This is a genomic window from Roseofilum reptotaenium CS-1145, assembly GCF_028330985.1.
Taxonomy (GTDB): Bacteria; Cyanobacteriota; Cyanobacteriia; order Cyanobacteriales; family Desertifilaceae; genus Roseofilum; species Roseofilum reptotaenium.
Window position 1 is genome coordinate 15,354 of record NZ_JAQMUE010000035.1, and the last position, 25,452, is coordinate 40,805.

At 45.4% G+C, this 25,452-nt stretch carries 28 protein-coding genes; 6 read left to right on the forward strand and 22 right to left on the reverse strand.

The window, feature by feature from the left end:
• Positions 1-10: 10 nt before the first annotated feature.
• From PN466_RS05495 to PN466_RS05505, 3 genes are read left to right on the forward strand one after another with little or no spacing between them, the layout of a single operon-like run.
• Positions 11-1,087, forward strand: a complete 1,077-nt coding sequence (locus PN466_RS05495; RefSeq protein ID WP_271937617.1) for an anthranilate phosphoribosyltransferase family protein — start codon at positions 11-13, stop codon at positions 1,085-1,087.
• 34 nt (positions 1,088-1,121) lie between these two features.
• Positions 1,122-1,571: a universal stress protein gene (locus tag PN466_RS05500; protein WP_271937618.1), complete on the forward strand. Its 450-nt coding sequence runs from the start codon at positions 1,122-1,124 to the stop codon at positions 1,569-1,571.
• 27 nt (positions 1,572-1,598) lie between these two features.
• Positions 1,599-2,756 carry a GTPase family protein gene (locus PN466_RS05505; RefSeq protein ID WP_271937620.1) on the forward strand — a complete coding sequence of 386 codons (1,158 nt, stop codon included), beginning with the start codon at positions 1,599-1,601 and terminating at the stop codon, positions 2,754-2,756.
• A gap of 178 nt (positions 2,757-2,934) precedes the next feature.
• On the opposite strand, the gene petE is transcribed toward PN466_RS05505, so the two are convergent.
• From petE to PN466_RS05520, 3 genes are all read right to left on the reverse strand, one after another.
• Positions 2,935-3,312 (reverse strand): plastocyanin, encoded by a 378-nt coding sequence (petE, locus tag PN466_RS05510; RefSeq protein ID WP_278003000.1) that lies wholly within the window; start codon positions 3,310-3,312, stop codon positions 2,935-2,937.
• 249 nt (positions 3,313-3,561) lie between these two features.
• Positions 3,562-3,978, reverse strand: coding sequence for a VOC family protein (locus PN466_RS05515; protein ID WP_271937623.1), 417 nt, complete (start codon positions 3,976-3,978; stop codon positions 3,562-3,564).
• Positions 3,979-3,989: 11 nt separating this feature from the next.
• On the reverse strand, positions 3,990-4,499 hold the full coding sequence (locus PN466_RS05520) for a TIGR02652 family protein (protein ID WP_271937625.1): 510 nt from the start codon (positions 4,497-4,499) through the stop codon (positions 3,990-3,992).
• Between the two features lie 173 nt (positions 4,500-4,672).
• Between PN466_RS05520 and PN466_RS05525 the strand changes: the two genes are divergently transcribed.
• Entirely contained in the window at positions 4,673-5,218 is a 546-nt protein-coding gene (locus PN466_RS05525; protein WP_271937627.1) for a gamma carbonic anhydrase family protein, read from the forward strand.
• Here PN466_RS05525 and PN466_RS05530 read toward each other — a convergent pair.
• The 11 genes from PN466_RS05530 to PN466_RS05580 all read right to left on the reverse strand — a co-directional run bounded on the left by PN466_RS05530 (position 5,202) and on the right by PN466_RS05580 (position 16,116).
• Entirely contained in the window at positions 5,202-5,987 is a 786-nt protein-coding gene (locus PN466_RS05530; RefSeq protein WP_271937629.1) for a sulfite exporter TauE/SafE family protein, read from the reverse strand. The two genes, PN466_RS05525 and PN466_RS05530, sit on opposite strands and share 17 nt — an antisense overlap.
• A complete protein-coding gene (locus PN466_RS05535) occupies positions 5,984-6,958 on the reverse strand; it encodes an acetamidase/formamidase family protein (RefSeq protein ID WP_271937631.1) in 975 nt (324 codons plus the stop codon). Before PN466_RS05535 ends, PN466_RS05530 begins: the two co-directional genes overlap by 4 nt.
• Positions 6,959-7,002: 44 nt before the next feature.
• Complete coding sequence (locus PN466_RS05540; RefSeq protein ID WP_271937632.1) at positions 7,003-7,983, reverse strand: Gfo/Idh/MocA family protein; 981 nt, start codon at positions 7,981-7,983, stop codon at positions 7,003-7,005.
• A 12-nt stretch (positions 7,984-7,995) separates the two neighbouring features.
• Positions 7,996-8,892: a phosphate ABC transporter substrate-binding protein gene (locus tag PN466_RS05545; RefSeq protein ID WP_271937634.1), complete on the reverse strand. Its 897-nt coding sequence runs from the start codon at positions 8,890-8,892 to the stop codon at positions 7,996-7,998.
• An 8-nt stretch (positions 8,893-8,900) separates the two neighbouring features.
• Positions 8,901-9,782 carry an ACP S-malonyltransferase gene (gene fabD / locus PN466_RS05550; protein ID WP_271937636.1) on the reverse strand — a complete coding sequence of 294 codons (882 nt, stop codon included), beginning with the start codon at positions 9,780-9,782 and terminating at the stop codon, positions 8,901-8,903.
• 93 nt (positions 9,783-9,875) lie between these two features.
• Positions 9,876-10,868, reverse strand: coding sequence for a beta-ketoacyl-ACP synthase III (locus tag PN466_RS05555; RefSeq protein ID WP_271937637.1), 993 nt, complete (start codon positions 10,866-10,868; stop codon positions 9,876-9,878).
• 132 nt (positions 10,869-11,000) lie between these two features.
• Positions 11,001-12,056 (reverse strand): phosphate acyltransferase PlsX, encoded by a 1,056-nt coding sequence (gene plsX / locus PN466_RS05560; protein WP_271937639.1) that lies wholly within the window; start codon positions 12,054-12,056, stop codon positions 11,001-11,003.
• Between the two features lie 90 nt (positions 12,057-12,146).
• The gene (rpaB, locus tag PN466_RS05565; RefSeq protein WP_271937641.1) at positions 12,147-12,872 is read right to left on the reverse strand and encodes a response regulator transcription factor RpaB; all 726 of its coding nucleotides are present in this window, start codon (positions 12,870-12,872) and stop codon (positions 12,147-12,149) included.
• Positions 12,815-13,162, reverse strand: a complete 348-nt coding sequence (locus PN466_RS05570) for a hypothetical protein (protein ID WP_271937642.1) — start codon at positions 13,160-13,162, stop codon at positions 12,815-12,817. The genes rpaB and PN466_RS05570 overlap by 58 nt, the downstream gene beginning before the upstream one ends.
• A gap of 2 nt (positions 13,163-13,164) precedes the next feature.
• Entirely contained in the window at positions 13,165-14,619 is a 1,455-nt protein-coding gene (locus tag PN466_RS05575) for an HlyD family efflux transporter periplasmic adaptor subunit (protein WP_271937643.1), read from the reverse strand.
• A 66-nt stretch (positions 14,620-14,685) separates the two neighbouring features.
• Complete coding sequence (locus PN466_RS05580; protein ID WP_271937644.1) at positions 14,686-16,116, reverse strand: hypothetical protein; 1,431 nt, start codon at positions 16,114-16,116, stop codon at positions 14,686-14,688.
• Positions 16,117-16,386: 270 nt separating this feature from the next.
• Between PN466_RS05580 and dcd the strand changes: the two genes are divergently transcribed.
• Both dcd and PN466_RS05590 read left to right on the forward strand, forming a co-directional pair.
• A complete protein-coding gene (dcd, locus tag PN466_RS05585) occupies positions 16,387-16,983 on the forward strand; it encodes a dCTP deaminase (protein ID WP_271937647.1) in 597 nt (198 codons plus the stop codon).
• A gap of 221 nt (positions 16,984-17,204) precedes the next feature.
• Entirely contained in the window at positions 17,205-17,948 is a 744-nt protein-coding gene (locus tag PN466_RS05590) for a DUF561 domain-containing protein (RefSeq protein WP_271937649.1), read from the forward strand.
• A gap of 138 nt (positions 17,949-18,086) precedes the next feature.
• Here the strand turns inward: PN466_RS05590 and PN466_RS05595 are convergent, their stop codons facing one another.
• From PN466_RS05595 to PN466_RS05630, 8 genes are all read right to left on the reverse strand, one after another.
• On the reverse strand, positions 18,087-18,464 hold the full coding sequence (locus PN466_RS05595; RefSeq protein ID WP_271937651.1) for a hypothetical protein: 378 nt from the start codon (positions 18,462-18,464) through the stop codon (positions 18,087-18,089).
• Between the two features lie 17 nt (positions 18,465-18,481).
• Positions 18,482-19,174, reverse strand: a complete 693-nt coding sequence (locus PN466_RS05600) for a pre-toxin TG domain-containing protein (protein WP_271937652.1) — start codon at positions 19,172-19,174, stop codon at positions 18,482-18,484.
• Positions 19,171-20,295: a hypothetical protein gene (locus PN466_RS05605; RefSeq protein ID WP_271937653.1), complete on the reverse strand. Its 1,125-nt coding sequence runs from the start codon at positions 20,293-20,295 to the stop codon at positions 19,171-19,173. The genes PN466_RS05600 and PN466_RS05605 overlap by 4 nt, the downstream gene beginning before the upstream one ends.
• Before the next feature lie 4 nt (positions 20,296-20,299).
• Entirely contained in the window at positions 20,300-20,872 is a 573-nt protein-coding gene (locus PN466_RS05610; RefSeq protein WP_271937654.1) for a DUF6789 family protein, read from the reverse strand.
• A gap of 98 nt (positions 20,873-20,970) precedes the next feature.
• Positions 20,971-22,608 (reverse strand): DUF3352 domain-containing protein, encoded by a 1,638-nt coding sequence (locus tag PN466_RS05615; protein ID WP_271937656.1) that lies wholly within the window; start codon positions 22,606-22,608, stop codon positions 20,971-20,973.
• Positions 22,609-22,709: 101 nt separating this feature from the next.
• Positions 22,710-23,120 (reverse strand): ExbD/TolR family protein, encoded by a 411-nt coding sequence (locus PN466_RS05620; RefSeq protein ID WP_271937658.1) that lies wholly within the window; start codon positions 23,118-23,120, stop codon positions 22,710-22,712.
• Positions 23,121-23,187: 67 nt separating this feature from the next.
• A complete protein-coding gene (locus PN466_RS05625) occupies positions 23,188-23,403 on the reverse strand; it encodes a hypothetical protein (RefSeq protein ID WP_271937659.1) in 216 nt (71 codons plus the stop codon).
• A gap of 235 nt (positions 23,404-23,638) precedes the next feature.
• Positions 23,639-25,432 (reverse strand): metallophosphoesterase family protein, encoded by a 1,794-nt coding sequence (locus tag PN466_RS05630; protein ID WP_313898538.1) that lies wholly within the window; start codon positions 25,430-25,432, stop codon positions 23,639-23,641.
• Positions 25,433-25,452 lie beyond the last annotated feature (20 nt).

The window sequence follows — 25,452 nt, forward strand, 5'->3', positions numbered from 1 at the left end:
GGAATAAATTATGAGTCATTCTTTCCGAGAACTGTTAAAAAAAGTAGGGAGTGGCCCCCATACTGGAAAACTACTCACTCGCACAGAGTCGGCGCAAGCCGCACGACAGATGCTACTTCAAGAAGCCACACCTGCTCAAATTGGTGCATTTATGATTGCTCACCGAATGAGACGACCGACACCAGAAGAGTTAGCTGGAATTTTGGATACTTATGACGAGTTGGGTCAAAAATTAAGTCCACGTCAGGACGGAGAAAAGGTAGTGGTTCTGGGAATTCCCTACGATGGGCGATCGCGCTTAGTTCCAGTCAATATCATTACCGTCCTCATGCTCAACACCGTGGGTATCCCCGTGATTCTCCATGGAGGAACTCGGATGCCCAGTAAATATGGCATTCCCCTGATTGAGCTGTGGAAAGGCTTAGGCGTAAATTGGGAATCACTTTCCCTAGATCAAACTCAGGAGATTTTTAACCAAACGGGTTTAGGATTTGTTTATCTACCTCAGCATTTTCCGAGAGCTGATAGTTTAGTTTCATTCCGGGAAGAAATTGGTAAACGGCCGCCTTTCGCAACCATTGAACTGATGTGGTGTCCCTATTCTGGGCCCGTTCATCTAATGACTGGGTACGTGCATCCTCCGACAGAAACCCTATTTAAAAAAACTTTGGCTCTACGTGGGATTGAGCAACTGACGACCATCAAAGGCTTAGAAGGAAGTTGCGATCTCCCTCTGTCTCGGACTGCTATTACCGGACTCAGTGGCGATCGCTCTGTTGAGATTTCAGGGACTGAGAAGCCAGAAATTGCTCTCGAACGCTTCTGTATAAACTGTCGAGACTATGGATTGACTCCATCCGACCTGTCCTTAGAATCAGAAGAGATGGCGATCGCTTCCCTAAATGCCATTTTAGACCATCAGCCCACCCCTCTCTTAAACTCTGCAATCTGGAATGGTGGATTTTATCTCTGGCGCTGTGGGTATTGTGATAGCGTAGAGACGGGTTTATCCATGGCGAAAGATCTCCTCTCTGGAGACCAGATCGCTAAAACTCTGGATAACCTGCGTAAACGGGTCAATCCTTAAGCCATAATCCTATTCTTTATGATTCGGTTTCTCTATGAAAAAGATAGTTGTTGCCCTAGATTTTTCTGACCAAACCTCTGAAATTCTCGCCCATGCTCAGACTTTTGCCCAAATCTTCCAGAGCAAGCTATGGCTCATTCATGTGGCCGATCCAGAACCAGAATTTATCGGTATGTCCACCGGACCTCAAGATCAAAGAGACCGTCTGGCCGAAATCTACAAAAATGAACATCATCACATTCAAGAAGAAGCTAAATTGCTACGGGATCAAGGATTTGAGACAGTGGGGTTATTAGTTCAAGGCCAGACTGTGCCAGCCTTGTTAAAAGAGGCAGAAAAATTAGGCGCTGATTTAATTATTGTCGGTTCCCATGGGCGCAGTGGTCTGCAAAAATTTCTCTTAGGGAGTGTGAGCCAGGAAATTTTGCCTAAAGCTCCCTGTCCAGTTTTAGTGATTCCTCCCAAGGAAGAACTTGCACAGTAAGTTTTGAGAAAATTTTGGGAAATATCAATGCTCAAGTGGTTTAGGGTGAGTGAGGAGCAAATTGCCCAAATTCTGGATCGGGTGCGCTCAGAGTTACCAACGACAGAAGCACTACTGATTGGGAAACCGCAAACGGGGAAAAGTTCGATCGTACGGGGACTAACAGGGATTTCTGCGGAAATAGTCGGTCAAGGTTTCCGTCCCCATACCCAACATACCGAGCGCTATGCTTATCCTTCGGAAGATTTACCCCTACTGATTTTTACAGATACAGTGGGGTTGGGGGATGTCGAGCAGGATACGGAGCAGATTATTGAAGAGTTGGCCCAGGAGTTGGAAGGGGAGGCAGTTGGCGCAAAAGTATTGATTTTAACCGTTAAGATTAATGATTTTGCCACAGATAGTCTGCGTCAAGTGGTGCAAAAACTGCGTCAAAAGTATCCTCAAGTTCCGTGTTTATTGGCAATTACCTGTTTGCATGAGCTGTATCCTCTGGATGTGGAGAATCACCCACCCTATCCTCCACAGTTTGAGTCTTTACAACGGGCAGCTTCTGCCATTGAAGAGGGATTTAAGGGCGATCGCTCCCTGGAACCGGATCGGGTGATTTTGATTGATTTTACCCTTGAGGAAGATGGGTATACGCCGGTATTTTATGGTCTGGAACAATTGCGGGATACTCTGGGGGATTTGCTACCAGAAGCTGAGTCTCGCGCTATTTATCAGCTTTTGGATCAGGGGGTGGGTAAGCAGTTAGGAAACCTCTATCGGGACGTAGGACGGCGATATATTGCTGCATTTTCAGTTATGGCGGCAACGGCTGCGGCGGTTCCTTTGCCCTTTGCGACGATGCCGGTGTTAACGGCATTGCAAGCGTCGATGGTGGGCGTATTGGGTAAACTTTATGGCCAAACCTTGAGCGTGTCTCAGGCGGGAGGACTGGTGAGTGCGATCGCCGGTGGATTTGTGGCCCAAGCCATTGGCCGAGAGTTGGTGAAGTTTATTCCAGGCTTTGGTAGTGCGATCGCCGCATCTTGGGCTGCCGCTTATACGTTTGCATTAGGGGAAACGGCTTGTGTGTATTTTGGCGATTTAATGGGTGGCAAAAAACCCGATCCCAGTAAGATTCAGTTGGTCATGCGCGAAGCGTTTCAAGGAGCAAAGGAACGGTTTAAGAATAATTAATCATTAACAGTCCCTATTCCCCAACATGAAGCATGGCATCATAGTCAATTAACCGGACTTGAGATTACCCATTACCGCGCGAAGCGCTGTATAGAATTCGCCCATAAAAACCCCTCTCAAAATAGAGAGGGGAATTATTCAAGGGGGCAAGATCATTAGACTCGATTCAAGGGAGATCCTATTTAATGATCAATTTACCTTGCATTCCTGCACCGCGATGGGGTTCGCAATAGAAGGTGTAGCTTCCCAATGCCTGATCGCCAGGGATTTCAGTAGTGTAGCTGTCACCCGTTTTAAACAGAAGTTGCTTCTGAGAGAGTTTAGGTTGTCCTTCAACTACAGCGTTGTGAGGGCCAAGCTTGTTATTGATCCAAGTAATGGTATCTCCAGGAGAGGCTTCAATATTACTGGGAACAAAGGACAACATACCGTTATCAGCACCCATTTTTACTTCAATGGTCTCTGCCGCGGCTGGTGCGAGGTTGATGCCAACACTCAGAAGGATGGCGATCGCCACACAAACAAGAGTTCGAGCTAAAGCTTTCATAGATTTCATCTCAAAGACGATTTAACTTAAGGATTTCTTAATTTTCTATTGTACGATACTCCGGCCACTTTTGCAGATCGCACCTTGTTATCCATACACTGCTTTGCTCTCTGCGTGGGGGAGAGGGAAGATATAGCACTTTGCTTGCGTTATGGCTGTATCTGTAGTAGGGGCGAAAAATTTTTCGCCCCTACTACTATGTCTTACTGTTAATCGAATCAACTACATGCACCAAAGCCTGTTCCCTAGCACAAAGCACTATAATCGACGTAAAAATTCCAGAGGCAACCCATCTGTATCCGCAATAAATGTTACTTCATAAACGCGATCGCCAATCATTTGTTGCATCGGCGCTAATAAAACCTTGAGGGGAGATAGATGGGGAGAAGCCGTTACTTTTGCTTGTAAATCCTGCAACCAACTCGGTAAATCCGAAGCCGAATCCGTTAAATCAAACGACAGATGATAATATCCCGTATAGTGTTCATCCCCAAAGGCATCGGCGGCTGGACGGGGTTGAGGAATCTGGATTAACTCGATCCGTCCCCCTAACCCTTCCAGCCAACAGGCTAACGTCATACCTGTAGTAAAGCGCTCCGTCACCTCAAATCCCAGGATCTCATAAAAGGCGATCGCCTCATGAATATTACCCGTGCGAATCGAAACATGGTGCATGAGACTTCTACTTACTCAAACAAACGGAAATAAGGATAACGTACTGGTGCGCCCGGTTCCTTCTCCAAATCAAAATTAATCACTTCCCAGCACGGTTCCTCCGACGGGTCGGGACTAAATTCAACCGGCAATCCATATAATTTAGGGGGTTGGGTATCTTTACTATTGCGCCAAGTCGAATTGCGCTCTAAATAAGAATAAATTAAATCCTGATAGCGGCGAGCAATAATAATCCTAGTCGCCCGATATCCCTGAGTGTAAAGCCGGTCTAAACCCTCATGGATCTCAAAGCGAATGCCATCTGGATGGGTATGTTGTCGATACCATTGGTCTTTCCAGAGTCGCCAATGACGGCCAGACTGGATATGGAGTAGCTCTTTAGTTTTCGGATCGGATTCAAACGCGCCATGACGAGGACAAAGATAGGTATCCGTCAACGTCAACGCTGGAATGGTTTGACGACAGTGAGGACACTGTATCTCTGGCCCGAAAACGGGATATTGAAACACAGGGTTGATCATGGAGCGTTTTTTTTGACAGAAGAAATCGCACTTGTGTCAAGGATTGTAACACATGGCAGGTTATAGCGCTTTGTGCTGGGAACAGGGAACAGGCAATAGGGAATGGGTCAACTCAGCATATCTATATATAATCAATACTTGTTCTGTCGTTGTCAGTTGAGTAAACATCCCATATGAGTCCTTCTGAAACCCCGTTTCCCACCTACTGGGAACTCCCCGATACTTCCCCAGCAGCCTTTATTGCCTCGAATGCTACCCTAGTCGGTAACGTTCAATTAGGCTTAGGCTCTAGTGTTTGGTATGGCGCAGTGCTTCGGGGCGATGTGGAACGGATTGATATTGGAGACTATACTAATATCCAAGATGGAGCTATTTTACACGGAGATCCAGGTAAACCTACGATTCTAGAAGACTATGTTACTGTGGGCCATCGAGCTGTCATTCATAGTGCTACCATCGGCCGAGGATCTTTAATTGGTATTGGGGCCATTATTCTGGATGGCGTAACCGTGGGTGAAGGCTCTATTGTCGGTGCAGGAGCAGTGGTAACTAAAGATGTCGCGCCCTTTTCTCTGGTGGTGGGAATGCCTGCGAAGCGATCGCGAGAACTCTCGAAAGAGCAAGCTGATGATTTAATTAAACATGCCCAGAAATATTATCAGTTAGCCCTAGTTCACGCCAACAAAGGAACAGATATCGGATTTACTGCCCCTGAATAGTCCACTGAAGCCATGCTTGCCAAAAGACATAAATCGCCAATAGTGCCAACAGTAGACGAAAGCAAAATGTAATCACTTGATCGTCCAATTTGGGCAAAAATCGGGTACTGATTTGTGCCCCCACTAATCCCCCGGTTCCCAATAAAATTCCAGCTAAGGGAACCACATTATTTTGCAGTGCATGACCGATACAAGCGGATAGGGAGGTGAGGACAATCACCCCTAAACTGATGCGAACGGCATCTTTAATGGTTTCGCCGAGCCATAAAATTTGTAAGGGAACCATAATGACTCCTCCTCCTACGCCTAAAAATCCCGCCATAACTCCGGCGATCGATCCGGTAATCATTCTCGCAAAGGTGGGATTAAACTTGGGTTTCTCAATGGTGAGTTGGTTTTGGGTAATGTTCTTGCGGACTTGCACTAAGTAGAGGTTGAGCAGTAGGAGAAGGCCGAACGAAAATAGGAGGAGATGGGAGGGAATGCGATCGGCAAAAATACTCCCGAATTGAGCAGTAATAATTGCGGGTAATCCTAAGAGTAAGACTTGAGATAATTTTAAATAACCCATGCGCCAGTTTTGCACGGTTCCCGAACTGGCAGTAATTAAAATGGAGAGGCTACTGGTGGCAACAGATTCTACGGGGGAATACCCTAATGTCGTTAATAGGGGCACTAAAACCGTTCCCCCACCAATGCCTAAAAAACCGGCTAGAATTCCGGCAAAGAGTCCTCCACTGGCTAAGAAAATAATTTGAATGGATGTCATACTGGAAAACCTTGAGGAAGCATCTTCAGGGGAAATAGGCCATGAACCCCTTTTTGTGGTCGGTTCACGACTTGGGTAATCCGAAAAGAAGCGGCTAAACTACAGAGAACATAGGCTTCTTCTGGGGTGAGACCTGTGCAGTATACCAGCACCTGAATCATCTGTTCCAAGGCCTGTTCTAAGGCTTCGTCTAGGGTAGAGGCAAATCCCATGGTAATCAGGTCAGTTGGGGTTTGCGCAAGGGGGACGGGAAGGGGAAAGTTTTGATGGAGAATCACTTGAAGGGTTCCATTCATGGAGGTTTCAATGGCGGTGACGTTAACTTCGCCATCCCCTTGAGCTGCGTGACCATCGCCAACCGAGAGTAAGGCCCCAGGGACTTGGACGGGCAGAAATAGCCTCGCTCCAGCTTGCAATTCTCGATTGTCTATATTACCACCAAATGTGCCTGGAGGAATGGAAGAATGGGGTTCTGAGGGGGGAGCAACGGCTAAAATACCAAAAAAGGGCTGAAGAGGAATTTTCAGGTCTGGATGACCGGGAAAGTGGGCGGTTTGTTGGTCGAGGTCTAGGGGAATAAAGCGCAGCGCTGGATCGGGGAACTGTTGGGGTAAGGCACCCCAACCGGCACGAATGGCATTAAAACCGACGGGTAGACTGGGGGTAATGCGTTCTAGACGGATTTCTAGGATGTTGCCAGGTTGAGCGTTTTGGATGTAGATGGGGCCGGTAAGCAGGTGGGGGCCGGGGCCAATTTTGCGCTCAGGAGGGAGATGGTGACAGATGTTGAGCAGTTCTGGAGGGAAGAAGGCTTGGGGAGCGCGATCTCGTTCCTTACTCAGATAAAATCCAGTATAGGTCTCGATGTGAATGCGATCGCCCCCCTCCACCGTAAGCACTGGCGGAATTTTATCCGAAAATCCCCCCAAATGTACTGTCTCGCAAGTCGCTTTTAAGAAATGTTCTTTCATGAGTTTAGGGAATAGGCTATTTCCTCAATTTTTCATCCCTACTTTTATGAGACATTTACCGTAACTTTTTGTCCAGTTGCGGCAGATCTCTCGGCAGCGCAAGCCACTTTTAGTGCGTATAAACTAGACTGGGGATTGACATAGAGTTCTGTCCCTTCCGTTAAATAATCTAAGACTTGGCGAGTATCTTGAGCAAAGAGTCCTCTGCGAGTGCCTACGGGAATTTCTGTCGTTTTATCGAGTTGAATTAAGGCACCTCGATCGCCTTCAAATATCAGAGTGCCTTGGTGCCCATGGGCTTCAAGTTTCCGTTCGGGATGCCAAAAGACATCCCCTTTACCATAAATAATATCGGCAATTGTACCACAGGTAAAGTGGAGTTGAGCCGTACAAAAACAGCCGTGGTAATAGTCTGAATGTTCCGGCCAATAGCGGTTTTGGGCGTAAACTGTTTCCACTGTTCCTAATGCATCGGTGAAACGGTGGATACAAGAAAGAGATGCGACTAAAGGAAATCCAAAGCCCTCTTTTTGATAATTCCAGCGCTGGGGTGCAGGATGTTTAGGGGCGATTTTGCTATAGCGCAGATAACTAATTTCTCCGAGTTGGGGTAGGGTTTGTTTAAAGGCTTGATGGAGTCCACCTAAAATTTCGATATGCTCAATATGCAGAAGTTTGTGTTGGGTTTTCGAGAGTATCCAGAGGCTTTGGGCTTCCTCAAAGTTAAGCGCTAGGGGATATTCAACGACGACGTGCTTTTGAGCGGTTAAGGCGGCTTTGGCGATCGCCCCATGGTCTCGATTAATTGTACTAATAATGACTAGATCCAATTCATCAAGATCGACTAATTCTTGCCAAGACTCTAGCATCCTTGCGCCATATTTTTGGGCAAACTCAGCCGTTTTCTGGGGATTATACCCCACGACCGCCATCAGGCGACTACGGGAGTCAGCGTGTAAGGTTTCTGCCCTCAGACGAGCCGCAAACCCCGTACCAATTAGACCAACCTTGAGATCAGTTTCCAATGGTTTCCCCCATCAATTCATACTTTCCACATAGCCCAAAAATGCCTTCACCGCCTCATTCGGTGGACTTTTATAGACATAGAATAAGTCGCGCGTATAGGGATAACTGGAAAATCCAGGTAACACCCCATCAATAGCCAACGCTCTCACCGTACTCTGACTAACAATTTGATCGGCTGTAGCGTAACCAATGCCATCTTCAGCTAATGCCCGTAGCATGGGAGTGGTAGCATCTCGGTCTAAAGTCGTAATATTCGGGGTTGTACCGAAATTCTCCCCTTGTAGTGCTAACAATTGAAACGTCTGACGGGTTCCACTGATTGTAGGTCGGTTAATCACTCGAATTTGGCGATTTGCCCCCCCAACTTCTGACCAATTGGTAATTTTTCCTTGGAAGATGTCCTTCACCTGTTGAGCCGTCAAGCCAGCAGAGAAAGGATTACTATTGCTAACGGCGATCGCAATTTGATCCCTCGCCACTGGAAACGCCATTAACCCCTCCTCCATCTCTTGGGACGACACAGGACGAGACACCGCCGCCACATCCAACTGTTCCATCAATACCCCTTGAATCCCCTTATCTGAACCATTCGCCTGAGTGACGACCGTGGTATTGGAAAATTGCCCTTCAAAGCCCTTTTTCAGGGTTTGATTCAGCGTCACCATACTGGTACTCCCATCAATACGAATCACCGTACCTCCTGGAACAGATATCGGTTTGACAAACTGAGGGGCTTGGCTATTATCGACAGTGGGTTGAGCAGGAGTTGATACTCGATCCTCTATTTCCAAATTTTCCCCAGGAGATGAAGGGGGTTGGCGCAAGAAAAACCAATAGCCTCCTCCAGTTCCCAAGATCACAAACAGGATAATGAACAAAAATGGAGATGGGTCGCGATTTTGAGCCATAATCTCGGTTAGCCAGGAACTTGAGCTAATGTGCCAATATTCTCTAACGCTAACCCCGGACACGTCCGTTTGACTAGGCCGGTCAACACATTACCCGGGCCAAGCTCAATCACTTTTTCAATCCCTTCTTCCACGAGCTTTAAGCAAGTTTCTCGCCACCGCACTGAACCGGTCATTTGCTCAAGTAAACGAGTTTTGAGAGTATTGGCATCAGTAGTGGGGGAAGGATCGACATTGGACAGAACGGGAACTTTCGCTGTCGCAAAGGATATGGTTTCCAGAAATGCTCTAAATTTTGGCGCAGCCGCATCCATAAAGGGGGAATGGAATGCACCAGAAACGGGTAAGGGAATGGCTTTTCTGAGCTTAATTTGAGCAATAACCCGATCGACGGCTTCCGGTTTCCCAGAAATCACCACTTGTTTAGCACTATTGTCATTGGCTAAGACCACATCTGGCGTTTTTTCTAGCACCTCCTGGAGTTGATTGAAGTCGAATCCAATCAAGGCAGCCATTTTACCCCCTGAAGCATTCTCCATCAGTTCCGCCCGGTGCTTAACCAATTGCAGTCCTGTAACGAAATCAAAGACTCCAGCCGCATACAGGGCAACATATTCACCCAAACTATGGCCAGCGACCAGATGGGGGGAGTGTCCTTTTTCTTGTAGCAGGTCAATCAGAATAGTCTCAATGACATACAGACAAGGTTGAGTATAAAGAGTGCGAGATAAGGTTTCTGCTTGACTTTGACAGAGGTCTAAAACTGACCATCCTAAAATTTGTTCGGCTTGAACAAAACGATCTTGTGCAATTTTGGTATCTTTAAGGTCGATACCCATACCTGTTTTTTGCGATCCTTGTCCGGGAAATAACCAAGCTGTTTTTGTCATAGATTAGTAGTTAGTAATGGATAAAGAGTAATAGGGAATAGGTCATGGGTAATGGGTCATCTCCGCTTTCTCCTATTGCCTATTCCCTATTGATTAATGTCCCCAGCGAAAGATTGCCGATCCCCAGGTTAGTCCTGCACCAAATCCAGAAGCGGCAATCAAATCGCCAGGTTTAATTTGCCCAGCGCGAACGGCTTCATCAAGTACCAGGGGAATGGAGGCAGCGGAGGTATTGCCGTAGTTAGCTAAATTACTCAGGACTTTGCGATCGGGAATATTGAGCCGTTTAGCCACAGCATCAAGAATGCGTTGATTGGCTTGATGGAGGATCAGCCAATCAACTTCATCGCTGCCGATTTGGGCATGAAAGAGGGCTTTTTCAATGACTTCAGGAACTCGTTGTACAGCAAAGCGATAGACTTCTTTGCCATTCATGCTGATAAATTGATAGGTTCCTTGACCGACGGTGAGATTAGGAAGGATTTCCTCATATTTGGGTTGGTAGGCTAGTTGCAGACAGTTATTTTGGCTGCCATCACTTTTGAGTTCAAATCCGAGAAGCCGATCTTCTGGATTGGCTTCCATGACAACAGCTCCTGCACCATCACCAAATAAAACGCAAGTGGTGCGATCGCTCCAATTGACCCATCGAGAGAGCAGATCTGCCCCAATGACCAACACTTTCTGGTAAGCTCCCGTCCGGATATATTGCCCCGCCGTCACCAATGCAAAGAGGAACCCAGAGCAAGCAGCGGTTAAGTCAAAAGCGACTGCTTGATGGGCCCCTAATGCGGCTTGGATTTGACTGGCATTGCCAAATAAATCATCGGGGGTTGAAGTAGCCAGGATAATCAAATCGAGATCGGCAGGGGAAAGTCCTGCTTGCTCTAAGGCTTGAAGTCCTGCTTGGGTGGCGATCGCCGTTAACGACTCCCCCTCTCCAGCCACACGACGATTTTTAATTCCCGTCCGAGTAGTAATCCACTCATCTGAAGTTTCGACTCTCTGGGATAGGCCCTGATTCGTCAGTTTCGCTCCAGGGGTAGCTGAACCACTACCGGTTATTGCAATGCCCATAGGTTTCATATCTGTTGTTTATTTTTTCAAGGAAACAATCCTGGCTTGTATAGCAACCACCCAGGCAGTTAGCACAGACTTACTGTTACCTAACGTAGGTTTATTGCCTATTGCTCGAGGGCGAGGCGCTATATATCCAAGTTATCCCTCACTCTCCTGGTTTGCTGAAACTGTGCCTAAGTTGGCTACCGTTTTTTGGTATTGTCCTCGGAGTCGGTCTAAGACGCGATTATCCACCGCTTCTTTACCTAAACGCACTGCATTAAAAATGGTTGGGGCTTGGGCAGAGCCATGGCTAATGATACAAACTCCTGCGACTCCCAACAGTAATGCTCCTCCATGTTCAGCATGATCTAAGCGTTGCTTGATCCGTCTGAGATTGGGTTTGAGGATCGCTGTACCGATTTGGCCGTGAAGACCTTGGGGCAACTCTTCTCGCACAATCTGTAACATGACGCTCCCGACTGCTTCCGCAAATTTGAGCAACACATTACCAGCAAAGCCATCACAAACAATCACATCATACTGACCCGATAGGACATCGCGACCTTCTGCATTGCCAATGAACGGAATCAGAGGATTTTCATCTAATAACTGGTGAGTACGAATGGCTAAGTCATTTCCTTTGCAGGATTCTTCTCCAATGTTTAATAGTCCCACTTTGGGCTGGTCGATTCCCAAAACGTACTGACTATAAACTGTACCCATGAGGGCAAATTGTTCTAAAAATTGGGGGCGACAATCGACATTCGCCCCAACATCTAAAATCAGAACGGATTTATCAGCCATCAGGGTGGGAAACATTGCCCCGATCGCCGGACGGTCAATCCCTGGTAAGCGACCTAACCGCAGCAGGGCTGCTGCCATGGCTGCCCCAGAATGACCGGCCGATACCACTGCATCCGCTCTATTTTCTTTTACTAAATTCATCGCCACACTGATGGAGGCATTTTTCTTGCGTCTGAGAGCAACCAGAGGTTCCTCATTCATGGAAATCACGCCTTCGGAAGGGACAATTTCCAGTTGGTGTGATTGGGTGTGCTTGCCGATTGATTCTTCAATCCGATCGGGATCGCCCACCAACAGGATATGGACATCGAGTTCCTCTTTTGCCCTTAGCGCTCCTGTGACAATTTCATCGGGGGCGTAATCCCCACCCATTGCGTCTATTGCGATTCTTGCCGGAGTTGATCCCATTGCTCGCCAGTGATAAAAGCCTTACAAATTCTACCAAATCGTTTCACCCCAGAGATCGCCTTCTGAAAGCAATCGCTTAATTTTCTGGGGCTATTCCTCTGCTCCTGCCTCCAGAATACGTTGGAATAAATACCCTGTTCCCCTAGCCGTGAGGATTAATTCGGGGTTACTGGGGTCTTCTTCTAACTTGGCTCGCAGTCGCGAAATATGAACATCGACTACGCGAGTGTCCACATGGCGTTCTGGGGTATATCCCCATACTTCCTGTAGAATCTCGGAGCGGGAGAAGGGTTCTCCTGAACGACTCACCAAGAGTTCTAGAAGGCTAAATTCCATCCCAGTGAGGCGAATGCGTTCGTCTCCTTTATAAACTTGTCGTTTATTGGTATCGATGCGGATATTGCTCACCTGGATCACGCCGGAGCTAGGAATGCCAGAGGTGCTGGTTTTATCGACCCGGCGGAGAACTGAACGAATGCGAGCTTCAAGTTCTTTGGGAGAAAAGGGTTTAACCACATAATCATCGGCTCCCAATTCTAGCCCCGTAATGCGATCGGCCACATCTCCGAGGGCGGTTAACATGATGATCGGCACATCTGATTCTTTACGGAGTTCTTGGCAGACTCCATAACCATCGAGCTTGGGCATCATCACATCTAAAACCACCAAATCCGGCAGGATATGGCGAAAGGTTTCTAGGGCTTCTTCCCCATCACCAGCCGTGACGACATCGTACCCGATCATTGATAATCGGGTTTCTAAGATGCGTCGGATACTGGCTTCGTCATCAACAACCAGAATTTTTTCTTTGTCCAAGTGCCGTAACTCTCCTTGACCTCTGAATTCTGCTGCAAAAGTTTTATCTTAACTTGTCTTAACACTACGATATTATGTGGTTGGGCTTTTGAGCAATAAGGAATGGGGAATAGGGAATAGATATTGGGTAACAAGTTAAGCAAACGAGAGAGTGACTGACTCAATTCCTGCCTTTTCGTTTCGGCAAATTGTCGGAGCGATCGCCCTGTGTCCATGGCTGTTGACCAATTGTACAGGCGATCGCATAGAGAAGAACCATCCGAGGTAATCTCCCCATGTTCCCATGACATACCTAGAAATATTGGCGCAATTTCAACACCTTCATTACCTCTCGGCGCACTCGTTCATACAATGGCATCGTGCCAACGGGAATTTCGGCATAGAATTCACCATTGACCAATCCCTGCTGGTCTAAATTATCCACGGTTGCTGTTAAAACCAATTGCTTCGTTTGTTGAGAAGAATCGGGTTGCGCCGCTTTTTTCATATTGCTCACATCTACTGTTTCAATCTCATAACCCGGTTGCGTTGGTTTTAATATCACTTGCGCCGATCCTTCTTTCAGGATCAGTTGAATTAAATCTGCTTCTGCTTGATCGACAAAAATTCTCGCCTCTAGTCGATCCATTTGCACAATTTCCATAATTAGATCCTGGCGTTCTAACCATTTTCCCTTATTATCTGATAGGTTTTCAGCAAAAACAGTTCCTTCATGCTCGGCTTCAATAATTTGGTTTTTTGACTGTTGCTCTTGTAAAGTGGCGATGGTTTCTTGACGGATCTCGACGATCTCTGATTGAGCTAACTTTTCTTGTTCGGCAGATTGCAATTCCTGAATTACGGTCGATAAACGCTCTTCTTCCATTCTCAAATCATCTTCAATTCTCTCCAGGGAGCGCTCTAGCTTCTGACCAATCGCGGCAATTTCTGCACGTTTAGACAACTGATGAGTGGTCAATTCTTCAATTCTAGCGTCATTCATGGCTGACTCTTCTTGCAGCATCTGGATTCTTTCTTCAAGATCGTGTTGATAATTTCTAGAAAGTGCTTTTTCTTCAATAGCTTGTCGTGCATCATCAATTTGTTGTTGCAAACGTTCCATTCGCCGATCGCGATGATCGATTGCCTTCTCTAATCCTCCAATCTGTCGATCCATCGCTTCAATTTCATGGGTGATACTTTGAATTTCTGGAGGCGGCGAACTGCTTGACAATCGATTCACATCTTGCCGAGCGTCTTCCACTTGCCGCTGTATCGCTCTCACTCGCTGCTCTGCTTCGCTTTGTTGAGCTACTAAAATAAAAATCCTTTCACGGGCAGAGGTTAACTTTGCTTTTTCTTCTTTTAGTTTAATTTGTTCGGCTAGAATCTCTTCTTTCAAATCTTGACTTTGAACTTCAGCCAAAGTGTCTCCAGCTTTGACTTCATCTTCATGTTGAACCAGGAAATTAACGAGTCTTCCGGGTTCTTCTAGATAAACCGGGTGGATATTCTCTTGTAAAGGGGTGAGTTTCCCTTCTCCGCGCACTGAGATCGGAACTTCCAGTTGTGAGAGCCAAAAGCCACCGCCTAAGACGACGGATAAAAAGAAAATTCTGCCCCAGTTGATGCCAGGTTTTTCGGGAACAGGCATGGATTCTTGGGCAGGCATTTCTGGAGATTTCGGTGCAGATGGGGCAGAGGATTTGATTTTATTGGGAGGAACAGCTTTTAAGGAAGGGTGTTGGCGTTCAGGGGTGCTAGTCATCGTAGATACCCAAAATAAAAGAACGGCAGGATTAAAGCAACATTCAGGAAATGATGCAGAAGATGATTAGTCTCTAGGGCAGAAATAGTAAACAGCCCAAATTGCGAGTAACAATAAGGCGGTGATGGGCATATTCGTAAAACTCCAGGTGAAAATACGCCAAAAGAGAAATCCAAATACAAACCAGATGTAGAGTAAGCTAAATGGGGCGTAAAGGGCTAAAATCCACAGATCTTTTATGGGTTCGCGGATGGGTTTGCCGGTGAAAAAGTTAATGTATAATCCAAAGGCGCGACCTCTTAAGTTGTTAATGCCGGTGGCAGCAACAGCGAGATAATAGCCATCAAATTTGGCAACGGGGTTCAGATTGAGGGCGAGGGTAAAGAGGGCGGCAGCCATGAGGAGAAAACTGGTTTGATGTAACCAGATGCCGTCGGTGGAAAAATGCCAGATCCAAAATCCGATCGCCGCTAAAATGAATTGCACTAAGATTCCAACTCCGACTACCAACAACCGTTTCGATCGCGGCAAACAGTAACTATCGCTAGTATTGGTATAGGCTGCGGGAATCAGCATCATGAACAATAGACCTATTTCGGGCACGATTCCTCGATAATGTTTGAGGGTGAAGGCATGACCAAATTCGTGTAGGGTGACGACACAGGCGCTACAGAGAATAAAGGGCAACATCAACGAACTACCATAGGCACTCACCAGTTGTTGCCCTTGAAATACAATGATGTCCCGATGGTAGAGTCCCAGGGAAGCAGAAAAACTGAGAAATACTAAGAGGAGAACGGCGGCAGGTTGGGAGAAGAGCCAGCGTATTTTGTCGATATGGGCGTTGAGGAAGCGATTGGGGTTAAAAAGCGGAATTCGGAAAAAGAGCAGTTGTAGGGGGGTAAATTTGCCTCTACGGGATTTTGCTGGTTCGGTTCCTACTAACATACCGGTGGCGGCCAGCATTTGCAACAGACCTTTGAGATGATCGGGGGGAATGCAAAATTCTTGGATAATGGCTTGGGGCGATCGCACGCCAATCTGTTCAATAATGATTTTATCTTGGGTCCCCACTTGCAGAAACGTCACATTTTCTGGGTTTCGCAGTACCCAATAGTCTCGGTGTTCAATCCACTCCAGACAGGGTTTGAGTTGGGAACCCCCAGGAGGAGGTTCAGGTATTTCGGTTGCTTCGACTCCATCAAAAGTCAAGATTCCCAAACCGATCAATTTTTCGAGCAGTTGCCCTGCAAAGTTGGGGTCAAGTGTGCCTTCAAACTCATCTTGGCAAGCTTTTTGGATACTCTCTAGGCTAAATTGTCCGGTAAAGTAGCGCAGAGCATAACCTTCTTCTGGTGGAAACAGGAACTGTTGTCCCGATGCTTTAAGGATGACTTGGTTGGAGTCTTTAACTTTACCGAGTTTCCAATATTGTCCCAAGTTCGGACAAATCAGGGTATCGCTTTGAGAAAGTGGGGGGGATGATTCGGAGTTCATCTTCTTGGGTAGACGCGATGGATAGATAAAAGAAGGAGAACTGAGTTCTCCTTCGAGAGGATAGCGGCAGGATTGAGTAATTTTCTCCCTCCTATAGGGTTCTCAGTTTTTGGAGGCGGTTTTTATGCAAAATCCCGAAAACTGTAATATTTCTTCACAGAGTGGAGGTTGAAGTGGACATTTTGGCGATCGCCCCAGAGTGAGTGCCAACACGAACAGCGATGGGAATTTCAGGTATGATCTAAAGTCTTAGTGAACTAAAATCTAGATATGCTCAAGAATGATAAGTGGATAGCAGAACAAGCCCAGAAGGGAATGATTGACCCGTTTGAGCCTTCATTAATTCGGGCCATTGAAGGCGATCCGGGATTGGTCAGAAAAGTATTAAGTTATGGCGCTTCTTCCTATGGGTATGATATCCGATTAAGTCCCAAAGAATTCCTCATCTTTAAGCACATTCCCGGTACAGTTGTCGATCCGAAAAATTTTAATCCCGACAACCTTGAATCGGTTCCCCTGCACCAGGATGAACAGGGCGACTTTTTCATTATTCCTGCCCATAGCTATGGCTTAGGTGTTGCCCTAGAGCGTCTAGAGATTCCACCCAATATCACGGTTATTTGTTTGGGTAAATCAACGTATGCTAGATGCTCTATTATTCTTAATGCGACTCCCGCAGAAGCCTGTTGGCGAGGTCATCTGACCTTAGAATTGTCCAATTCTTCCAGTGCCGACTGTCGGGTTTATGCCAATGAAGGGATTGCCCAATTGTTGTTTTTTGAAGGAGAACCCTGTAACGTCACTTATGAAGACCGATTGGGTAAGTATCAAGATCAAACCCATCAAGTGGTTTTACCGAAAGTGTAAATGATCTGATGTCAGGAGAATTTACTACCATAAGTCCTTGCGAATTTATTCGTTCGGCAAGGGACTGTGGTGTTCACTTCTCCTGTCAAGGAACTATAGCTGTTCTTTGGATCTGCGATCGAGCGATAAAATTTATCCCGATTTTAATCTTTAGCCTCTCAAGGACATCGATAGTGGCACAATGGAGAATAAACAATGATTGCTATACAAACTGAGGTCTTATGACGATTCTTCCTCAACTGCAACCTGCTTTAGCCCAAGGACGGGCGCTGAAAGTGATTAGTGGGTTAATGAATTTTGATGCCGATCGCACAGCTATGGTGGTTAAGGCTGCCGATCGCGGAGGGGCGACATTTGTGGATATTGCAGCCGATCCGAATTTGGTGCGTCTTTGCCGCACTTTAACTGACCTACCCCTGTGTGTTTCTGCCGTGGAGCCGCAGAAATTTGTGGCGGCAGTGGACGCGGGAGCGGATTTGATTGAGATTGGGAATTTTGATGCGTTCTATGCCCAAGGACGGCGATTTGAGGCGGATGAGGTGTTGGTACTGACTCAGGAAGTGCGATCGCTGCTTCCGGATATTATGCTCTCGGTGACAGTTCCCCATATTTTACCGTTGGATGAACAGGTACAGTTAGCTGGAGCGCTGGTTACTGAAGGGGCAGATGTGATTCAAACGGAAGGCGGAACCAGCAGTCAACCCACCCATTCCGGCACATTGGGATTAATTGAAAAAGCAGCTCCTACATTGGCGGCTGCTTATGAAATTTCCCGTGGGGTCGAGGTTCCGGTCTTATGTGCTTCTGGCTTATCTAATGTTACTGCACCAATGGCGATCGCCTCTGGCGCTCAAGGCATTGGGGTGGGTTCGGCAATCAACCGGTTAGATAATGAAGTAGCTATGGTTGCTGGGGTACGTTCTCTGGTAGAAGCATTGAATTCGGCGATCGTTGTGCGCTCCTAATTCACTCTGGATAAAGCCTTGAGAGGCAAGGGGTTGACGAGTTACTCTCAGCCCCTTGTTAAGGGCAAATGCATAGAGAACGGGTTTTAGGCGATCGCGAATTCCATAAACTTTCGAGTCTCTGGAGCATGAAATAGTTTATTCTAGAAACATAAGAGTGCATTTTTTTGATGTAACATCCATTATGCCCCAATCCCCTTCAATGTGATATTTGGTGTTTGATTGGTAAAACACATCAATATTGCCATAATCTAACGATCCTGTAGCATCAGTAAAAGGATGTATGTTTTTTTTAACCCATATAATATCCTCAATCCCTGAAAATTCTAGCCATGCTTGACGATAACAATACTGTTCTTCAATCTTCGGCTCTTGATAGTGTGGATGTTCTTCTGTCAAGACAACATCCAATACAAAACGCAATAGAGTAGGTTCTTCGACAATCTCTAATACATAACTATCTTCTAGATATACATTCTCCAAACCTGGCAGTTTGTAATATTCTAGTTGCTGCATATATAATCCCTCTCAAGTTATAGGTCGTAGTCAATGGGTGTGTGATTACCCGGTGATTTTCGAGTTACAGGGTTTCCAGATGCATCTATTCTTTGTCCAGTTGAATCTCTTAAAGCTACATGAGGATTTTCACTGCCAGGAGTGCGCGAACTACCTCTTTTAATAGTAACTCGTTCAACTCCATTATCATCTATGTATTTAACTGGTCCGTTGGGTGTTTGTGTTTTTTTCCAGCCTCGATCTTGTGCCCAACGAGCAATTTCACTTGCCTTGGGCGTAGTACCAGACTTAAATGGATTATCAACACGCTTTGCGATATCTGTACCTTTATCAACAGTTTTAGCAATATCACTAGCTTTATCTGTAGCCTTAGCAATATCACTAGCTTTATCAATTGCTTTAGCTGCTTTAGCTGCTGTTCCGACTCCTTTACCTCCTGGAACAGTATTCAATGCTCTCTGCCACCATGCTAACTTCTCACCTGTTAGTATATCTCTACCTACCACTGCTTCTAGCAAGCCTTTTGCATAGCCAATAGGTGAAAAATCAAGCATTAAGCTCAACCCTAAAGCAATCAGGGCGGCAACTAAAGCAGCAGATTTAGATTGCTGATAACAATCTTGAAGTCCGCTACAGTTATCCGCATATCCTGGTTGTACATACAACAGGAAACAGCAAGCTACAACCAGAAAACATATTTTCTTTATCATGAGTTTGAATCCTCCAACACGGTAGACTGAGGATTAGGGATTAGCAGTGAAAATACGATAATACCAACCAATGTTGAAATTATAATTGAGATGAAAGAATTTCCTCTCCACATAGCATCTATAATTATTAATGCTAACCAATAACTCAATCCTGTCGCTCCAATTAATCGTAATATGACAGGAATATAATTCATTAAGTTAGACCATTTCAGTAAGATCTTTGGAGTCTTTTCTCGTAACAACAGGACTCCAGCCATAGATGCTGCTAGAACAATTGCCTCAAACCAATTCGATAACATTCCTGAAAGCATCGCTGTAGAAGCAACTGCTTTTAGTAAGACAACAATTACAGTGGGTAATGAAATATGCTCATTTTCAAGACGCAAAATATCATCTCGAAGTTGCTCTGCTTGTTCTGTGATTTGTGTATCAAATGAGCTTTTATATTCTAGGAATATTCTGAAAGCACCTAGAATTGCGGCAAATAATGCCAGGATATGCCCATTTTCTTGAAGTGGTTGTATTGCTTGTATTGGTGGTGTCCTACCTTGCCAGGTATACACAGGACGAATTAGAATAGGTACTGCTTGCGTCCAAACAAATACTAAACCACTCTGAATTAATGCTTGAAGGAATGCTTCTACACCTAAACCAAGCACTCCAAATTGTTTTAAGCGAGGGACGGTTTGCAAGCGCAGTCCCTGAGCAGCTAAGGGAATTGATATGAGCAGGATTGATAACAGACCATAGGAAAGTAACAAGGGAATTTTAACTAAGAGAAAAGTCTGTATGATATCACTTCTAGTTGGATGTTGAAATAGAAAAAAATCGCCGACAGCATACCCAAAAAGCAAACAACTCCCTAATCCTGCACCTAAACTAGAAATTGCCATTAGGATGGCCATAATAGCAATCGAATAGGTAAAGGTATTTCCTGGCGTAAAATGCAACCACCCTATTAAGAATCCCAAGATGAGTGAAATGGGGTGAGCATAAGCTGCAAGTTTTTTCCAGTGATTGAGATAAATGCCATCTGCTAAAACAACTGAACTGAAAATAGAAATTTTACTTCCCCATAAGGGGAGTCTATGCCACCAAATATTTCTGAGCTTTTCTTCCATCACTTCACCTATTGTTAATGTTTAACCAGCGATTGCATAGGAGTCCTAAAACAGCCCCATAAACAATATGCCCTGACATTGAAATTAATGTAAATTCTCTCATTACTGCATCTAAATTAAGCCATGTGGGATAAATAGTAAACATGGCAATCTCTAACGCCATAGCCCAAACAATTCCCCATTTCCAGTTTCGATTACCAAAAAAGAAACAGTAAGCAACTCCAAATAAGACTCCATTCAGAACGTGATAGAGGATGCCAGAAATAATGATTGTCGTTTCAGGAGCATTAGAACCGACAATCAGTTCGCCAAATACAGGTAATGCCTTAAATGGATCTAATGGAATATTGAATAACCTGACTATCAATTCCCTGGAAACATCATAAGCTATTGTAGCAATAGCTCCTGCCACTACACCTGTTATAGCTTTTGCTTGGATGATCTTACGCTCTTGATGGGAGGAACGAGACCATTTTGAGATGCTGAGAAATCCAGCAAATATTCCCAGACAAATAAGTATTATTGGCAAGGATGCATTAGTGACGATCGAGATGACTAATGCTGCACCACTTGCCATAGAAGCAGTCCCTAGAATCAAGTGCGGTTTTGGATACTTTGTATGTCCCATTAGTATTACCTAACACTAATCATATTATTCGATCGAATTATGGGGATTTAAGGATGGGTATAATTCAAGAAGACATCGGCTTGACGCTCTTGGGCATCACCATAACTGGCTATAGCGACCGATTCTAAGGGGTCAAAGAGGGGCTTGGTTGCCAATTCTACTAGCCTTAACAGGGGAATTTGACGTTCGAGGGGTTTTTGAGCCGATCGCCAATTGATAAAGAAATAGCCCTGGTTAACTTCTGGTAAAGGGGCGATACTGGCTTGAAACAGGGCATCGGTTGCCAGGGAATTGCCTGTACTTTTGGCTTTCAGTACCCGATCCATGGCAGCAATAGACGAGGTAATAATCTCATACTGGTTCAGTGTGGTATGCACTCCTTGCACTTTGGCTTTTAATACCCGACTTTTAGCGGTTTCTTCTCCATCGGTTATCGGATCGGCGATTAATTGTGTCCAAGCGACGAGGGTTTGATCGTCTAACTGAAATGAGCCAATACTAAAGCCTTGCTGGTTAAGAATGCGATCCAAACGATCGCTTAAACTCTCTCCCGTGTTTTCGCGAATCACAATCCAATCTAAATCCTTTTCTGCTTCATCAGGTAACAAGGCGATCGCATATTCTCCTTCAATCGCATCAAGAATATCGGCTTGCACATCCAATTTCCATTGTTTCCCCCAGTCGAGCAAGGGCTGGCGAATAATCTCGGAAATGTTGCCATAACCAGCAGTTTCTGTTTGCATTTGTTGCCAAAACTGACGCAAATTCACCCCATTGATCGCTAAATAACTGCTGGAGGGGAGATAGGCTAATAAGGACGAGGAATTTAAGGGCGCTTCTGCTCCTTCAAGCAACGCTGGATCGGTGGGTAACCAGTGGGTTTGGGCTAAAACTCCTTCCGGTTGCAACTGCACCGCCATTCCCAAGGCTTGATACAGGGGATGATTGACTTGTATGCCCAACTTTTGCGCTAACCTGGGAAGATTGAGCCAGGAGATCGCCTCCTTCTTCTCGCTATTGAGTTCTTGTAACTCTTGATAGTCTGGGGTTGCGCCTAAACTCAGTTCGGCAACTTGTACATTATTGATGGCTTCTTTGAGAACTTTAGAATAATTGGCTAATAATACAAACCGTGACCCCACAACCGTTGTAGAAATGCGGTTCTCTTCTTGGCTATAAATTAATTGTGTGCCTTTGTAGGGTTCAAAGACTAAATCTTGGCCGGCGATCGCCTCTCGCTGCCAATAGACTTCTAATAATTCCTGGGAAAGCTGGGCATTTTTCGTCGGTAACACCACCAAATAACCGGGTTGTTGTCCATTCTCCCCTTGGCGATCGACATCCGTACTCGTCATCGCCCAAATTCCACCCCCATCGAGCCAAGGCTGAATATCCTGTTTATAGTCCAATCCAGTATTATCGAGGAGAGTATTTTGTAGGAGTTTGTCTGGCCGATCTAATCCTTTTATCTGCGATAACACCTGCTCCGGTTTCTGGGATAATGACACCACTACAGGCGCTTGTTTAGAGATAAAGCGAGCCGTTTCCAACGCTTCCACTGCCGACAAATCTCCCGAAACCGGAGATCGCGCACATCCACTTAACCAGAATACCAATCCACAGGCGACCAGCGTAGATACTTTTAATATTGTTTTACCCCATTGGGCGATCGGGGCTAGATTCATGATTCCCTCACCCTTACCATTCGATGAGCCAAGCCCCATCATACTATATAGGGCACTGCCCTGGTAATGGGTAATCGGTCATGGGTAATGGGACGTAATTTTTAATTTCTCATTGATTCAGTGGCGATCGCCAAACGAATCCCTTGAATGGTTCTGAGGCGATCCATCACTTCGATCACTCGTTTATGGGCGATCGCTTCATCAGCTTTGATCACCACTAACTGGGTTGATTTCCCTTGCATCAACTGAACCACCCTTGCCTCCAGTTGCTCTAAAGGAATCATCGTTTCATCTAAGCCTATCTTGCCTTGGGCATTAATCGAAACAGTAATGCGCTCTTGCCGTTGAACTTCTCCCGTTCCTGCTTCCGGCAAATTAACCGGTAACCCCTCATTACGGGTTAAAAACAGCGTCCCAATCATGAAAAACGTCAAAATTGAGAAGATCACATCAATCATCGGCAAGATGTTGATTTGAGGCGGCAGATCGGGATCGTCATCAACTAAACGCATGAATTACAGTCTAGGTCAATTACCACTCCTAGTGTAATGCACGTAAAACTAGGGAAGCCAATCAAGCTTAGGTTGTTGTTTTCACCCATCCTCGCTTAATTGCATGACGCAAACGAGTGATCATATCTAACTCTTCTGCTGCCAGCCTAGAGGAGGTAGCCGAGGATTCTAAGCGATGATACTCATCTGAACTAATGAAACCTGTGCTATAAATTCTAGAGACTTTTTCTACTAAATCTTCTTCACCAAACAGATTAATACCAGATGAATCTAAGAAAGTCATGATTCTCTCTCCTGAGAACTCTTGGAGAAAAATTTAACACAATGGTCAGCCTTTAATCAGGGCTTTTAATAAACTTTTAATCAGTGTGAAAACAACTCTCTTTTTTTATTTACAATCCTTTGTCTAATGCAACATGCCTTAGAAATAAATTCAAATTTCATGGTGATTCGAGAGAAAACTTCATATTTGTTTACTAATATTAATAATATTCTCTGATTTGTGAAAGCAGTCTATTTTATCCTTGACGACGAATTGAGAATTCATCGAACTTAACCACATTAGAATCTGGCTCGCGGGTATCAAAGAAATAGCTACTGACGGTTGCTGTTTCCGTATCTAGAATACTAAATACTGTTATATTATTACTAGCAATATAGGGTAAGAGTTGGTTGTTTTCTCTGAGTGGTGCTAGGCTAGGAATCATCGGCTCTAAGCCATTCGGATCGCCTACAGGCGAATATTCAGGTTGATAAGCAGGGGGCACATAACGGCGAGATTCACCCCTATACGCCCCATAAGTATTGCCGACATTAGATGTTTCTAAAAAGTTCATGCCTCTCGGGCTAACAAACCGGTTCCATAGATGGGAATGACCATATAAGACGAGGTCAACATTTGCTTCTTCTAATAAGGGGATTACATCTCGGATAATATAATCCTTTTCTTTCGGATACTCGTAGCGAATGACTAAGGGATTCCCATCCCGATCGCGATCAATAATTTGCACCGGATCGGTATAAGCAGGCACAATATTTTCTCCCACAGAATGGGGCGGATGATGGAACATGACAATTTTATATTTTGCCCTTTGAAATTCCGGCGAATTTAGTTCTGTTTTCAACCATTCATACTGGGGACTCCCCGGAGTTATGGGTTCAAAAATATGTTGCCCGTAGCCCCAATTTTGGGGTTGATCTAAGTCTCGATCGCGTTCTCGAAAGCGTCCTTGAGTATTGGCTGATAAATTCGGCGATCGCCACATATTCGTAATTTGGGGAACCACCAGCCGAATATCGCCAAAGCTGATGGCATAATATCGCCCATTCCCTGGACTTTTGGGTAAACTAAAAATCTGTTCGTAGGTATCGCTATTGAAGCTATGGTCTTTAATCCAATCTTCTTTGATGTTCGCATCGCCACTGGGATTAATCCGATCGGCTTGCTGTTCATAATCCGCTTGCGCTGCTTGGCGAGGATAGGAACCATCAAATTGGTTATTTAATCCCTGTTCCTCAGACCATTGTCCCATGATTTCATGATTACCCAAAGCGGAAAATAGGGGGGCATTTTGGATTAAAGCAGCTCCTGTATAGGTCGTTCTTGTTCCCTCTTTTTCTAGGTCATGATTTGCCCGTCCTTGCAGGACTGGAAAAAAGGCATTTCCTCGTTTATCATCAAACCACTCGGAAGCCCGATCCGGAATACTAACCAAATCTCCAGCAAAGAAAATCGCATCAACTGAGCCGATGGTTTCGCCAACTTTCTGAATATTTGCCGCAGTCATGGGCTTAAGCTGGTGGTCTGATGTGAGTAAAATTTTTAATGGCATTCCCGATTGGGGAGTGGGGGCTAAGGTGAAGTGATCGCTGCGAATTTCCTGACCATTATCATGGAAACTAATCGCTTCATAGGGCAACTTTTTCCCAGGCATTAAGCCCGTAATTTCCCCTTCATGTCGCCAAATATCTCGAAGTACCGGAAACTCTCCTTGCTCCCCAAGCAAAGTTTCGTCAATATGGGAGATTTTATCCTCACGGGTGCGCGATAACTTCGTCGTTTTTGCCTTCACTTGACGCTCTAACTTTTCCCCATAAACCACCCAATGCTCAGTTCCCGGAAATGGGGTAAACCAAACCACCTGCACCGTACTTTCAGTGGGGAATTGTAAAAACGGATCGGTAAGCAGATATGCAGGAAACATAGAAAAAGGAGGAGAGATAAATGGACCACTAAGCCAACCAAAAGCGATTAGCACCAACGTGCTAATCAGCAGAATTATACCGTTATTCCACCGCCGACTTCGACCCATAGGTTCAAAACCCAAATTTT

Bases quoted from the DNA above. Each gene is read 5' to 3' on its own strand.
- PN466_RS05505 (WP_271937620.1), top strand. From the start codon at position 1,599: ATGCTCAAGTGGTTTAGGGTGAGTGAGGAGCAAATTGCCCAAATTCTG.
- PN466_RS05580 (WP_271937644.1), bottom strand. From the start codon at position 16,116: ATGAACTCCGAATCATCCCCCCCACTTTCTCAAAGCGATACCCTGATT.
- PN466_RS05575 (WP_271937643.1), bottom strand. From the start codon at position 14,619: ATGACTAGCACCCCTGAACGCCAACACCCTTCCTTAAAAGCTGTTCCT.
- dcd (WP_271937647.1), top strand. From the start codon at position 16,387: ATGCTCAAGAATGATAAGTGGATAGCAGAACAAGCCCAGAAGGGAATG.
- PN466_RS05515 (WP_271937623.1), bottom strand. From the start codon at position 3,978: ATGCACCATGTTTCGATTCGCACGGGTAATATTCATGAGGCGATCGCC.
- PN466_RS05545 (WP_271937634.1), bottom strand. From the start codon at position 8,892: ATGGCTCAAAATCGCGACCCATCTCCATTTTTGTTCATTATCCTGTTT.
- PN466_RS05615 (WP_271937656.1), bottom strand. From the start codon at position 22,608: ATGAATCTAGCCCCGATCGCCCAATGGGGTAAAACAATATTAAAAGTA.
- petE (WP_278003000.1), bottom strand. From the start codon at position 3,312: ATGAAATCTATGAAAGCTTTAGCTCGAACTCTTGTTTGTGTGGCGATC.
- PN466_RS05535 (WP_271937631.1), bottom strand. From the start codon at position 6,958: ATGAAAGAACATTTCTTAAAAGCGACTTGCGAGACAGTACATTTGGGG.
- fabD (WP_271937636.1), bottom strand. From the start codon at position 9,782: ATGACAAAAACAGCTTGGTTATTTCCCGGACAAGGATCGCAAAAAACA.
- PN466_RS05500 (WP_271937618.1), top strand. From the start codon at position 1,122: ATGAAAAAGATAGTTGTTGCCCTAGATTTTTCTGACCAAACCTCTGAA.
- PN466_RS05520 (WP_271937625.1), bottom strand. From the start codon at position 4,499: ATGATCAACCCTGTGTTTCAATATCCCGTTTTCGGGCCAGAGATACAG.
- PN466_RS05595 (WP_271937651.1), bottom strand. From the start codon at position 18,464: ATGCAGCAACTAGAATATTACAAACTGCCAGGTTTGGAGAATGTATAT.
- PN466_RS05600 (WP_271937652.1), bottom strand. From the start codon at position 19,174: ATGATAAAGAAAATATGTTTTCTGGTTGTAGCTTGCTGTTTCCTGTTG.
- PN466_RS05590 (WP_271937649.1), top strand. From the start codon at position 17,205: ATGACGATTCTTCCTCAACTGCAACCTGCTTTAGCCCAAGGACGGGCG.
- PN466_RS05620 (WP_271937658.1), bottom strand. From the start codon at position 23,120: ATGCGTTTAGTTGATGACGATCCCGATCTGCCGCCTCAAATCAACATC.
- PN466_RS05610 (WP_271937654.1), bottom strand. From the start codon at position 20,872: ATGGCAAGTGGTGCAGCATTAGTCATCTCGATCGTCACTAATGCATCC.
- PN466_RS05530 (WP_271937629.1), bottom strand. From the start codon at position 5,987: ATGACATCCATTCAAATTATTTTCTTAGCCAGTGGAGGACTCTTTGCC.
- PN466_RS05495 (WP_271937617.1), top strand. From the start codon at position 11: ATGAGTCATTCTTTCCGAGAACTGTTAAAAAAAGTAGGGAGTGGCCCC.
- PN466_RS05555 (WP_271937637.1), bottom strand. From the start codon at position 10,868: ATGAAACCTATGGGCATTGCAATAACCGGTAGTGGTTCAGCTACCCCT.
- PN466_RS05525 (WP_271937627.1), top strand. From the start codon at position 4,673: ATGAGTCCTTCTGAAACCCCGTTTCCCACCTACTGGGAACTCCCCGAT.
- plsX (WP_271937639.1), bottom strand. From the start codon at position 12,056: ATGGGATCAACTCCGGCAAGAATCGCAATAGACGCAATGGGTGGGGAT.
- PN466_RS05630 (WP_313898538.1), bottom strand. From the start codon at position 25,432: ATGGGTCGAAGTCGGCGGTGGAATAACGGTATAATTCTGCTGATTAGC.
- PN466_RS05625 (WP_271937659.1), bottom strand. From the start codon at position 23,403: ATGACTTTCTTAGATTCATCTGGTATTAATCTGTTTGGTGAAGAAGAT.
- PN466_RS05605 (WP_271937653.1), bottom strand. From the start codon at position 20,295: ATGGAAGAAAAGCTCAGAAATATTTGGTGGCATAGACTCCCCTTATGG.
- PN466_RS05570 (WP_271937642.1), bottom strand. From the start codon at position 13,162: ATGTCATGGGAACATGGGGAGATTACCTCGGATGGTTCTTCTCTATGC.